Genomic DNA, 11,499 nt, shown 5'->3' with positions numbered 1-11,499 from the left:
CGTCGTGAACAGCGCCGGAGCGGATTCTTCCGCACGACTCATCCTTTTGCCCGCCGTCGACGTGGTGGAGGGCCGTGCCGTACGCCTCGTCCAGGGGCAGGCGGGCAGTGAGACGGAGTACGGGTCGGCGCTCGACGCCGCGATGACGTGGCAGCGCGACGGTGCGGAGTGGATCCACCTCGTCGACCTCGACGCCGCCTTCGGGCGCGGCTCCAACCGCGAACTACTCGCCGAGGTTGTCGGAAAGCTCGATGTCGCCGTGGAGCTGTCGGGCGGCATCCGCGACGACGAATCGCTGGCCGCGGCGCTGGCCACCGGCTGCGCGCGGGTGAACATCGGCACCGCCGCGTTGGAGAACCCCGAGTGGTGTGCTCGGATCGTCGCCGAGCACGGCGACAAGGTGGCCGTCGGGCTCGACGCCAAGATCGAGGACGGGCAGTACCGCCTGCGCGGCCGCGGCTGGGAGACTGACGGTGGCGACCTGTGGACGGTGCTGGAACGCCTTGACCGCGAAGGCTGTTCGCGTTTCGTCGTCACCGACGTGACCAAGGACGGCACGCTCAACGGGCCCAACCTCGACCTGCTCGGCGAGGTCTGCGAGCGCACGGATGCTCCCGTCATCGCCTCGGGTGGGGTCTCCAGCCTCGACGATCTGCGCGCGATCGCGACGCTGACCGGCCAAGGCGTCGAAGGCGCGATCGTTGGAAAAGCGTTGTATGCAGGCCGATTCACGCTGCCGCAGGCGCTCGACGCGGTCGGCACGTGACACTGGACCGCGGGCAGCTGGCCGATCTGCTGACCATCGCGGCGGGGGTGCTCGATGCCGCCTCAGGGCAGTTCGTCGCGGGGCACCGCGCCGACTCCGCTGTCGAGAAGAAGGGTAACGACTTCGCGACCGAGGTCGACCTGGCGATTGAGCGACGCGTGGTCGCCGAGCTGACGAAGCTAACCGGAATCGGGGTGCACGGAGAAGAATTCGGCGGCGAGCCGCTCGATTCCGAGCTGGTCTGGGTGCTCGATCCGATCGATGGCACGTTCAACTACGCGGCGGGACTGCCGACAGCAGCGATACTGCTCAGCCTGCTCGCCGACGGCGACCCCGTGCTGGGACTGACGTGGCTGCCGTTCGTGTCGCAGAGCTACACGTCGATCGCGGGCGGCCCGGTGCAATGCAACGGCTCCGATGTCGAGCGCCTCGATGCCGCCATCCTCGGCGAATCCATCGTGGCCATCGGCACTTTCAACATCGACTCACGCGGACGCTATCCCGGGCGCTATCGCGTGAAGGTCATCGAGGGACTCAGCCGTGAATGCTCACGCCTGCGGATGCACGGCTCCACGGGCCTCGACTTCGCCTACGTGGCAGCTGGAATCCTTGGTGGGGCAATCAGTTTCGGGCATCACGTCTGGGATCACGCGGCCGGTGTGGCGCTGGTGCGAGCCGCCGGTGGCGTCGTCACCGATCTCGCCGGAGAGCCGTGGACGTCGTCGTCGCCGTCGGCGCTGGCCGCCGCGCCCGGCGTTCACGAAGAGATTCTGAAGATCGTCCACGCCGTCGGCGATCCGAAGGACTACTTGTGAACGCCGCCGGCGACGTCGCCACCCGGGTGATCCCGTGCCTCGATGTCGACGACGGCCGCGTGGTCAAGGGCGTCAACTTCGCTAATCTGCGCGATGCCGGTGACCCGGTCGAACTCGCCGCAGCCTACGACGCCGAAGGTGCCGACGAGCTGACGTTCCTCGACGTCACCGCGTCATCGTCGGGCCGGACCACGATGTTGGAGGTGGTGCGCCGCACCGCCGAGCAGGTGTTCATCCCGCTGACCGTGGGCGGTGGCGTGCGGTCTGTCGCCGACGTCGACGTGCTGCTGCGGGCCGGTGCGGACAAGGTGTCGGTGAACACGGCGGCGATCGCGCGCCCCGAGCTGCTCTCGGAGCTGTCGCGGCAGTTCGGATCGCAGTGCATCGTGCTGTCGGTCGATGCCCGCACGGTCCCCGAGGGTTCTGAGCCGACACCGTCGGGCTGGGAGGTGACCACGCACGGAGGCCGGCGCGGCACCGGGATCGACGCTGTCGAGTGGGCCAGCCGCGGCGCCGAACTCGGAGTCGGGGAGATCCTGCTGAACTCGATGGATGCCGACGGCACCAAGGCGGGCTTCGACCTGCGAATGCTGCGTGCGGTGCGCGGCGCGGTGACCGTCCCGGTGATCGCCAGCGGCGGCGCCGGTGCGGTGGAACATTTCGCGCCCGCCGTTGTTGCAGGGGCTGACGCCGTTCTGGCCGCCAGCGTGTTCCACTTCGGAGACTTGACCATCGGCCAGGTGAAGGCGGCGATGAAGTCCGAAGGGATCGTGGTGAGGTGACCTTGGATACGGCGATCGCGTCGCGTCTGAAGCGCAATGCCGACGGCCTGTTCACCGCGGTGGTTCAGGAGCGGGGGACCGGGCAGGTCCTGATGGTCGCGTGGATGGACGACGACGCGCTGGCCCGCACGCTGGAAACCCGTGAAGCAACGTACTTTTCGCGATCACGTGGCGAGCAGTGGGTCAAGGGCCTGACGTCCGGTCACACGCAGTACGTGCATGCCGTTCGGCTCGACTGCGACGGCGACACCGTGCTTTTGGAGGTCGACCAGATCGGCGGCGCATGCCACACCGGCGACCACACCTGCTTCGACGCCGACGAGTTGCTCGGACCGGAGGCGTAGCCGCTACATGATCCGCGAAGCCTTCGCGCGGGCCGTCCAGCGTCCCTCGTCGTAGCCGACCACCACGGGGTGGGCGAAGGCTTCCGACACCGTCTCGGTGGTGATCGTCTCGCGGGCCGGGCCGCTGGCGACTGTGCGCCCCTCGGAGATGAGCAGCGCGTGCGTCGTCGTGATCGGCAGTTCCTCAAGGTGATGCGTGACGAGGATCGACGCCACCTCAGGATGGGTCTGGTCGAGCGAGTCGATGGTCTCCAGAAGTTGTTCGCGCGCAGCCACATCCAGTCCCGTCGACGGCTCGTCGAGCAGCAGCAGGCGTGGCTCGGCTATCAGCGCCCTGGCGATCAGCGTGCGTCCGCGCTCGCCCTGCGACAGCGTGGGCCACACGTCGTCTGCCTTGTGGGACAGACCCACTGCGGCGATCATCGCGTCGGCCCGTGACGACTCCTCGCTGCTGGCATGCCAGCGCATCGGCGTGTCGATGGTGGCGGTGATGCCCGTCATCACGACATCGCGGACCGTCAGCGAATACTGCAGTTGGTGACGGGGATTGACGTGCCCGATCGAATGCCGCAGCGTCGACAGATCCACCCGACCCATCTGCTCGCCCAGAATCCGGACCGTCCCCGACGTCGGGAACGTGTTCGCCGCGCAGAAGCCCAGTAGCGTGCTCTTGCCCGCACCGTTGGGCCCGAGCAGCGCCCAGTGCTCACCCTCGCGCACCGTCAGCGAGATGCCGTCGATGATCTGTTTGCCGTTGCGGCGGAACGTCACATCGGAGAGCTCGAGGACGGTCATGCTGACTGGCGCTGGCGCAACACCTCGAGGGCCTTGTCGGCGTGGGTATCCATGCTGAACTCGCTGGCGATGACCTCGAGGATGGTGCGGTCGGTGTCGATGACGAACGTCGTCCGCTTCACCGGCATGAACTTGCCGAGCAGCCCGCGCTTGACGCCGAACTGCGCGGCGACGACACCCTCGGTGTCCGACAGCAGCGGATAGTCGAACTTCTGCTTCTCGGCGAACTCGGCCTGCTTGTCGACGGTGTCGGCGCTGATGCCCACCCGGCTCGCGCCGACGGCTGCGAATTCGCCCGCGAGGTCGCGGAAGTGGCAGGCCTCCTTGGTGCACCCGGGCGTCATCGCGGCCGGGTAGAAGAACAGCACGATGGGGCCACCCGCGAGCAGCTCGGTGAGCGTCCGCGTCGTTCCCGTCTGGTCCGGTAGTTCGAACTCGTTGACCCGGTCACCCTTTTGCACTGGATTCACGGTCACTACGGTACGTCTGGGAGAATCGCGGGGTGCAGACGACCGCCAACCTCACCACGACAACGTCGCGTGAGGACTTCCGGGCGCTGGCCGCCGAGCACCGGGTGGTCCCAGTGACCCGCAAAGTGCTCGCCGACAGCGAGACGCCGCTCTCGGCGTACCGCAAGCTGGCCGCCAACCGTCCCGGGACCTTCCTCCTGGAGTCCGCGGAGAACGGGCGGTCGTGGTCGCGCTGGTCGTTCATCGGCGCGGGCGCCCCGTCCGCGCTGACGGTGCGCGACGGCGAGGCGGTCTGGCTGGGTGTCACCCCGCAGGACGCACCCGCAGGTGGCGACCCGCTGCACGCCCTCACAGCGACCTTGACGCTGCTGGAGACGGCCGCCCTGCCGGGTCTGCCGCCGCTGTCGTCGGGACTGGTCGGGTTCTTCGCCTACGACATGGTGCGCCGGTTGGAACGGCTGCCCGAGCTGACGGTCGACGACCTCGGTCTGCCGGACATGATGCTGCTGCTGGCAACCGATGTCGCCGCCGTCGACCACCACGAGGGCACCATCACGCTGATCGCCAACGCGGTGAACTGGAACGGCACCGATGAACGAGTCGACTGGGCCTATGACGACGCCGTGGCCCGCCTCGATGTCATGACGGCCGCCCTGGCGGAGCCGCTGAGCTCCACCGTCGCGACGTTCAGCAGGCCCGCGCCGCTGCATCGGTCGCAGCGCACCGTCGAGCAGTACACCGAGATCGTCGACAAACTCGTCGGCGACATCGAGGCCGGCGAGGCGTTCCAGGTGGTTCCGTCGCAGCGCTTCGAGATGGATACCGACGCCGATCCTCTCGATGTCTACCGGATGTTGCGGGTGACCAACCCCAGTCCGTACATGTACCTGCTGAATGTGCCGAATCAGGTTGGGGGACTGGACTTCTCGATCGTCGGTTCCAGCCCGGAGGCACTCGTCACCGTCAAGGAGGGCCGTGCGACGACCCACCCGATCGCGGGCACCCGCTGGCGCGGTGACACCGAAGAGGAAGACGTCCTGCTCGAGAAGGAACTGCTCTCCGACGAGAAGGAGCGCGCCGAACACCTGATGCTGGTCGATCTCGGCCGCAACGACCTCGGCCGAGTCTGCCGGCCGGGCACCGTCAAGGTCGAGGACTACAGCCACATCGAGCGCTACAGCCACGTCATGCACCTGGTGTCGACGGTGACGGGTCTGCTCGCCGACGACAAGACCGCGCTGGATGCCGTGACGGCGTGCTTCCCCGCGGGAACGCTGTCGGGGGCGCCCAAAGTCCGTGCGATGGAGCTCATCGAAGAGGTCGAGAAGACGCGTCGCGGTCTCTACGGTGGCGTGCTCGGCTATCTGGATTTCGCGGGCAACGCCGATTTCGCGATCGCGATCCGCACAGCCCTGATGCGCAACGGCACCGCGTACGTGCAGGCCGGCGGCGGTGTCGTCGCGGACTCCAACGGTCCGTACGAGTACAACGAGTCCGCCAACAAGGCGCGTGCGGTGCTCGCCGCGATTGCGGCTGCCGAGACGTTGGCCGAGCCATGATCCGGGTGGCCCAGCTACTTCTGGTGCTGTCCGCGGCGGGGCTGTGGGGGGCGTCGCGGCTCACGTGGGTGCAAATCACGTCGTTCGACGGGCTGGGCCAGCCGAAGACGGCCGACCTTTCCGGAGCGACGTGGTCGACGGCCCTGGTCCCGCTGGCGTTGCTGGCTGTGGCGGCGGCGGTCGCGGTGCTGGCGGTGCGCGGCTGGGTGCTCCGGGTGCTGGCAGTGCTGGTCGCGGCGGCCAGCGCCGGTATGGGTTACCTGGGAATCAGCTTGTGGGTGGTCGAGGATGTCGCGGTGCGTGCGGCCCGTCTCGCCGAGGTGCCGGTGGCGGATCTGCTCGGCACGGAGCGGCACTACGTCGGCGCGGTCGTGACGCTGCTGGCCGCGGCGCTGTCGCTGGTGGGCGCGGTGCTGCTCATGCGTTCGGGGACGGGAGGTCGCACCGAGGTGGCGCGTTACGCCCGTCGGCCGGCCGCCAAGGCGGAGACGCCCGAGGCGGCGATGTCGGAGCGGATGATCTGGGATGCCCTCGACGAGGGGCGCGACCCGACCAACCCGGACAGCAAGGGGCGGTGACAGAGCATGGCTCGGTGGCGACTACCCTTCGGTGGTAATCGAATGGACGTCAGGGGAAGGGAAACGACGCCTATGAGTTCGGCGACCGTGCTCGACTCCATCATCGAGGGAGTGCTCGCTGACGTTGCCGCACGAGAGGCCGTTGTCAGCCTTTCCGAGGTCAAAGAGGCGGCCAAGCGGGCTCCGGCGCCCCTCGACGTCATGGCCGCGTTGCGCGCTCCCGGGATCGCGGTGATCGCCGAGGTCAAGCGCGCCAGCCCGTCCCGCGGCGAGCTCGCCTCGATCGCCGATCCTGCGCAGCTGGCCAGTTCCTACGAAGACGGCGGCGCGCGCGTGATCAGCGTGCTTACTGAACAGCGCCGCTTCAACGGGTCGCTCGACGACTTGGACGCAGTCCGCGCCGCCGTGTCGATTCCGGTGCTGCGCAAGGACTTTATCGTTCGCCCCTACCAGATTCATGAGGCGCGAGCTCACGGCGCGGACTTACTGCTGTTGATCGTCGCGGCTCTGGAGCAACCCGCATTGGAATCGCTCTTGGAGCGCACCGAGTCGCTCGGGATGACGGCGCTGGTCGAGGTGCACACCGAGGAAGAGGCTGACCGGGCGCTGCAGGCCGGCGCCTCGTTGATCGGCGTGAATGCCCGGAATCTGAAGACGCTCGAAGTCGACAGGGATTGCTTCGCACGCATCGCGCCGGGACTGCCGAGCAAGGTCATCAAAATCGCGGAGTCGGGTGTCCGCGGCACCGCCGACCTGCTTGCCTACGCGGGGGCCGGCGCTGACGGTGTTCTCGTCGGCGAGGGTCTGGTCACCAGTGGTGATCCGCGCAGTGCCGTCGCCGATCTGGTCACTGCCGGTGCGCATCCGTCGTGCCCGAAACCCGCGCGTTAAGTGGCTGAACACTCAGGTCCGGATCTGCCGCGTGCCAGCGCGGCGGTTGCCGAGCCCACGTCGCACGACCCTGACGCCAGGGGGCATTTCGGTGCCTACGGCGGGCGGTTGGTTCCCGAAGCGCTGATGGCCGTCATCGAAGAGGTGACTGCCGCCTACGAGAAAGCCCGAGGCGATCAGACGTTCCTCGACGAGCTGGATCGTTTGCAGAAGCATTACACCGGCCGCCCGTCGCCGCTCTACGAAGCGGAGCGGCTCAGTGAGCACGCCGGTGGGGCGCGGATCTTTCTGAAGCGAGAAGACCTCAACCACACCGGTTCTCACAAGATCAACAACGTGCTCGGTCAGGCCCTGCTCGCCAAGCAGATGGGCAAGACCCGGGTGATCGCCGAGACAGGTGCCGGCCAGCACGGCGTGGCGACGGCGACGGCGTGTGCGCTGCTCGGCCTGGAATGTGTCATCTACATGGGCGCCGTCGATACCGCGCGTCAGGCGCTCAACGTGGCCAGGATGCGGCTGCTCGGTGCATCGGTGGTCGCGGTCGAGTCCGGGTCGAAGACGTTGAAAGACGCGATCAACGAGACATTCCGCGACTGGGTCAGCAACGCGGACAACACGTATTACTGCTTCGGGACTGCGGCGGGCCCGCACCCGTTCCCATTGATGGTGCGTGACTTCCAGCGCGTCATCGGGATGGAAGCCAGGGCGCAGATGCTCGACCAGGCCGGGCGGCTGCCCGACGCGGTCGTCGCCTGTGTCGGTGGGGGATCGAACGCCATCGGGATCTTCCATGCCTTCATCGACGACCCGGGTGTGAACCTCATCGGGTATGAGGCCGCGGGCGACGGAGTCGAAACCGGCCGTCACGCCGCCACTTTCACCGGCGGATCGCCCGGCGCGTTCCAGGGCTCCTTCTCGTATCTCCTGCAGGACGACGATGGCCAGACCGTCGAATCCCATTCGATTTCAGCAGGTTTGGACTATCCCGGTGTCGGCCCGGAGCATGCGCTCCTCAAAGATGTCGGTCGTGCGCAGTATCAGCCGATCACCGACACCGAGGCCATGGACGCGCTGTCGCTGCTGAGCCGCACCGAGGGCATCATCCCGGCGATCGAGTCGGCGCACGCGATCGCGGGCGCGCTGAAGCTCGGGTCAGAACTCGGCGCGGGAGCGATCATCCTGGTGAATGTCTCCGGCCGCGGCGACAAGGATGTCGAGACGGCGGCCAAGTGGTTCGGTCTGCTGGAGGAAAGCGCGACATGAGCAGGCTCGCTGGATTGTTCGACGCGTGTCGCGCCGAGAACCGGTCGGCGCTGATCGGCTATCTGCCGACGGGATTCCCTGATGTGGACGCGTCGATCGCGGCGATGGTGGCGATGGTCGAGGCCGGCTGCGACATCATCGAGGTCGGCATCGCCTACTCCGACCCTGGGATGGACGGTCCGACGATCGCAGCCGCGACCGAGGTGGCGCTGCGGGGTGGCGTCCGGGTGCACGATGCGTTCCGTGCTGTCGAGGCGATCAGCAACGCCGGTGGGCACGCCGTCGTCATGACGTACTGGAACCCGGTGCTGCGCAAGGGGGTCGATGCGTTTGCGCGCGACCTGGCCTCCGCAGGCGGGCTCGGACTCATCACCCCAGATCTGATTCCCGACGAGGCGGACGACTGGTTTGTTGCCTCCGACGCCCACAATCTGGACCGGATTTTCCTCGTCGCGCCGTCGTCGACCCCTGAGCGTCTGGCCGCGACGGTCGAGGCTTCCCGCGGGTTCGTCTATGCAGCGTCGACGATGGGTGTTACCGGTGCGCGTGACGCGGTGTCGAACGCGGCGCCCGAACTCGTCAGCCGGGTCAAGGCGGTGTCGGACATTCCCGTCGGCGTCGGGCTTGGCGTGCGATCCCGCGAGCAGGCCGCCGAAATCGGCGCCTACGCCGACGGCGTCATCGTCGGCTCGGCACTCGTGTCGGCGCTGAAGGAGGGCATCCCCTCGGTGCGCTCGCTCACTGAAGAACTGGCAGACGGCGTAAGGCAGAGGATCACCGCGTGACGTCGACGGTACTGGCCTACATCCCTAGTCCCTCGCAGGGTGTCTGGCACCTGGGACCGTTCCCGTTGCGCGCTTACGCGCTGTTCATCATCGTCGGCATCGTGGCCGCCCTCGTGCTCGGCGACAGACGGTGGACGGCTAGGGGCGGCGAACCGGGCGTCATCTACGACGTGGCGCTGTGGGCGGTGCCGTTCGGCCTCGTCGGTGGACGGCTTTACCACGTCCTGACGGATTGGCCGACGTACTTCGGCGAGAACGGTGTGGGACCCGGTGCGGCCCTGCGGATCTGGGATGGCGGCCTCGGCATCTGGGGAGCGGTCGCGCTCGGCGGCGTCGGCGCATGGATCGCGTGCAGGCGGCGGGGGATACCCCTGCCGGCGTTCGGCGATGCCATCGCCCCGGGAATCGTTCTGGCACAGGCGATCGGGCGGCTCGGAAACTACTTTAACCAGGAGCTTTACGGTCGCGAGACCACAGTTCCCTGGGGTCTGGAAATCTACGAGCGGCGTAACGCCAATGGTGTTCTCGACTCGCTGAACGGGGTGTCCACCGGCGAGTTGGTCCAGGTGGTCCATCCGACGTTCCTGTACGAACTCCTGTGGAATCTCCTGGTTTTCGCAGTTCTCATTCTTGTCGACCGACGGTTCAAGATTGGGCACGGCCGACTTTTTGCACTGTATGTCGCGGGCTATTGCGTCGGGCGGTTCTGGATCGAACTGATGCGCAGCGACACCGCGACGCTGCTCGCGGGCATCCGCGTCAACACCTTCACGTCGACGTTCGTGTTCGTCGCCGCGGTGGTCTACATCATGGTGGCCCCGAAGGGCCGCGAGGCGCCGGAGACGTTGAAGGGCAACCAGGACGCCGAGCACGACGTGGAGGAGCTCGCCAAAGACGTGGCGATGGCGTCGGCGACGGGCGTGGTTGCGGCGGCGACGGTTGCGGGACGCGACGAGCACTCCGAGAACGAAGCGGGCGGAGTCGGCGCCGTCGAGGGTGATGAGGCGACCGAAGCAATACAAAGTGCGAGCGAAGCGCACGAGTCCGCTGTCGCCAGTGCCGAGGAGGCGGCGACGCTGGCGGCGCTGCTCGAGGTAGCCGACGAAGAAGTAACCGACGACGAGCCCGCCGTAATCGACGAGGACGCGGACGTCCCGCCGACGCCGACCGAACCCGGCGGTCTCGGTGCGGTCGAGGGTGACGAGGCGGTCGAGGCCGCCGAGGGAGCCCCGGCTGCGCACGATGCCGTAACCGGTGACGATGAGACCCAGGCTGATGAGGCCGAAGGGTTGGGCGCGGTTGAGGGCGATGAAGTCGCCGTAGCTGTTGGGGATGCGCCGGAAGTTCACGAGGCGGCTGTCGAGGGTGAGGCGGCAGCTGAGGAGCTGGCCGCTGAGGTCGAGGCGGAGCCCGAGGTCGATGACGATGAGTCGGTAGAGCCGGAGTCCGATGAGGCGGCAGCTGATGATGCTGCTGGCGACGAGAGCGACGCCGCTGAGGGTTTGGGTGCGGTCGAGGGCGACGAGGTGGCTGAGGCTGTCGAGGCGGCGCCGGAAGTTCACGAGACGGCTGTCGAGGGCACGGCTGACGCTGAGGAGTTGGTTGCTGGGGTCGAGGCGGAGCCCGCGGTCGATGGCGATGAGTCGGTAGAGCCGGAGTCCGACGAGGCGGCAGCTGAAGATGCTGCTGTCGACGAGAGCGACGCCGAAGGCTTGGGAGCGGTCGAGGGCGATGAAGTCGCCGAGGCCGTCGAGGATGCGCCGGAAGTTCACGAGGCGGCTGTCGAGGGCACGGCTGACGCTGAGGAGCTGGCCGCTGAGGTCGAGGCGGAGGCCGACGAGGAAGCCGCAGCGGCGCAGCCCGATGCTGAAGTTGAGGAAACGGCGGCAGAGGTAGAGCCAGAGTCTGACGAGGCGGAAGAGCCTGAGCCGGAAAGTGCTGCTGTCGACGAGACTGAGGTTGATGAAGCCGTAGTCGATGAGACCGAAGCCGCTGTGGGCTTGGGCGCCGTGGAAGGCGATGAAGTCGCCGAGGCCGTCGAGGCGGCGCCGGAAGTTCACGAGGCGGCTGTCGAGGGCACGGCTGACGCTGAGGAGCTGGCTGCTGAGGTCGAGGCGGAGCCCGAGGTCGGTGACGATGAGTCGGTAGAGCCGGAGTCCGACGAGGCTACGACTGATGACGGCGTGGTTGACGAGGCCGGGGCCGAGGCCGATGCGCCGCAAGACGATGTCGACATGTCTTACGCAGACGAGGCTGACGACGAGCCGACGCCCGCGCCTGAATCCCGTTCGAGCGCAACGGAAAGCGCTCAAGGCGGGGTGGTTCGCAGGTTTCTGCGTCGGCGCCGCAACCGCTGAAGCTCGGCCCTTTCCGTTCGGCTGAATCCCACTCCAAGTAATTCCATTCAGAATTACTTGGAACCTATTGCGCGCTCGTGAACTTCCCGCGGCG

12 protein-coding genes are annotated in these 11,499 nt (G+C 67.5%); 10 read left to right on the top strand and 2 right to left on the bottom strand.

The features are described 5' to 3' along the window. Window positions 1-4 precede the first annotated feature (4 nt). Genes priA through hisI form a run of 4 tightly spaced genes read left to right on the top strand, consistent with a single transcriptional unit; the run spans window position 5 to window position 2,707 of the window. Complete coding sequence (gene priA / locus P9A17_RS29925; protein ID WP_278042408.1) at window positions 5-766, top strand: bifunctional 1-(5-phosphoribosyl)-5-((5-phosphoribosylamino)methylideneamino)imidazole-4-carboxamide isomerase/phosphoribosylanthranilate isomerase PriA; 762 nt, start codon at window positions 5-7, stop codon at window positions 764-766. Beyond that, entirely contained in the window at window positions 763-1,581 is an 819-nt protein-coding gene (locus tag P9A17_RS29920) for an inositol monophosphatase (RefSeq protein ID WP_278042407.1), read from the top strand. The genes priA and P9A17_RS29920 overlap by 4 nt, the downstream gene beginning before the upstream one ends. After that, window positions 1,578-2,363, top strand: a complete 786-nt coding sequence (hisF, locus tag P9A17_RS29915) for an imidazole glycerol phosphate synthase subunit HisF (RefSeq protein ID WP_278042406.1) — start codon at window positions 1,578-1,580, stop codon at window positions 2,361-2,363. The genes P9A17_RS29920 and hisF overlap by 4 nt, the downstream gene beginning before the upstream one ends. After that, entirely contained in the window at window positions 2,360-2,707 is a 348-nt protein-coding gene (gene hisI, locus P9A17_RS29910; RefSeq protein ID WP_278042405.1) for a phosphoribosyl-AMP cyclohydrolase, read from the top strand. Before hisF ends, hisI begins: the two co-directional genes overlap by 4 nt. A gap of 3 nt (window positions 2,708-2,710) precedes the next feature. Here the strand turns inward: hisI and P9A17_RS29905 are convergent, their stop codons facing one another. Continuing rightward, a complete protein-coding gene (locus P9A17_RS29905) occupies window positions 2,711-3,502 on the bottom strand; it encodes an ATP-binding cassette domain-containing protein (RefSeq protein ID WP_278042404.1) in 792 nt (263 codons plus the stop codon). Next, entirely contained in the window at window positions 3,499-3,963 is a 465-nt protein-coding gene (locus P9A17_RS29900; protein WP_278042491.1) for a peroxiredoxin, read from the bottom strand. The genes P9A17_RS29905 and P9A17_RS29900 overlap by 4 nt, the downstream gene beginning before the upstream one ends. Window positions 3,964-4,004: 41 nt before the next feature. Between P9A17_RS29900 and P9A17_RS29895 the strand changes: the two genes are divergently transcribed. The 6 genes from P9A17_RS29895 to lgt all read left to right on the top strand — a co-directional run bounded on the left by P9A17_RS29895 (window position 4,005) and on the right by lgt (window position 11,405). Beyond that, window positions 4,005-5,531 carry an anthranilate synthase component I gene (locus P9A17_RS29895; protein WP_278042403.1) on the top strand — a complete coding sequence of 509 codons (1,527 nt, stop codon included), beginning with the start codon at window positions 4,005-4,007 and terminating at the stop codon, window positions 5,529-5,531. After that, the gene (locus P9A17_RS29890) at window positions 5,528-6,109 is read left to right on the top strand and encodes a TIGR02234 family membrane protein (protein WP_278042401.1); all 582 of its coding nucleotides are present in this window, start codon (window positions 5,528-5,530) and stop codon (window positions 6,107-6,109) included. The genes P9A17_RS29895 and P9A17_RS29890 overlap by 4 nt, the downstream gene beginning before the upstream one ends. A 72-nt stretch (window positions 6,110-6,181) precedes the next feature. Continuing rightward, entirely contained in the window at window positions 6,182-7,000 is an 819-nt protein-coding gene (trpC, locus tag P9A17_RS29885) for an indole-3-glycerol phosphate synthase TrpC (protein WP_278042400.1), read from the top strand. After that, window positions 7,001-8,263, top strand: coding sequence for a tryptophan synthase subunit beta (gene trpB, locus P9A17_RS29880; RefSeq protein WP_278042399.1), 1,263 nt, complete (start codon window positions 7,001-7,003; stop codon window positions 8,261-8,263). Then, window positions 8,260-9,048 carry a tryptophan synthase subunit alpha gene (gene trpA / locus P9A17_RS29875; RefSeq protein ID WP_278042398.1) on the top strand — a complete coding sequence of 263 codons (789 nt, stop codon included), beginning with the start codon at window positions 8,260-8,262 and terminating at the stop codon, window positions 9,046-9,048. The genes trpB and trpA overlap by 4 nt, the downstream gene beginning before the upstream one ends. Then, entirely contained in the window at window positions 9,045-11,405 is a 2,361-nt protein-coding gene (gene lgt, locus P9A17_RS29870) for a prolipoprotein diacylglyceryl transferase (RefSeq protein WP_278042397.1), read from the top strand. Before trpA ends, lgt begins: the two co-directional genes overlap by 4 nt. The last annotated feature ends 94 nt before the right edge of the window (window positions 11,406-11,499 follow it).

The sequence above is a fragment of the Mycobacterium sp. 236(2023) genome, from assembly GCF_029623955.1.
Taxonomy (GTDB): Bacteria; Actinomycetota; Actinomycetes; order Mycobacteriales; family Mycobacteriaceae; genus Mycobacterium.
This window is presented reverse-complemented; position numbering and strand designations above follow the sequence as displayed.

Bases quoted from the DNA above. Each gene is read 5' to 3' on its own strand.
- trpA (WP_278042398.1), top strand. From the start codon at position 8,260: ATGAGCAGGCTCGCTGGATTGTTCGACGCGTGTCGCGCCGAGAACCGG.
- P9A17_RS29905 (WP_278042404.1), bottom strand. From the start codon at position 3,502: ATGACCGTCCTCGAGCTCTCCGATGTGACGTTCCGCCGCAACGGCAAA.
- trpC (WP_278042400.1), top strand. From the start codon at position 6,182: ATGAGTTCGGCGACCGTGCTCGACTCCATCATCGAGGGAGTGCTCGCT.
- P9A17_RS29890 (WP_278042401.1), top strand. From the start codon at position 5,528: ATGATCCGGGTGGCCCAGCTACTTCTGGTGCTGTCCGCGGCGGGGCTG.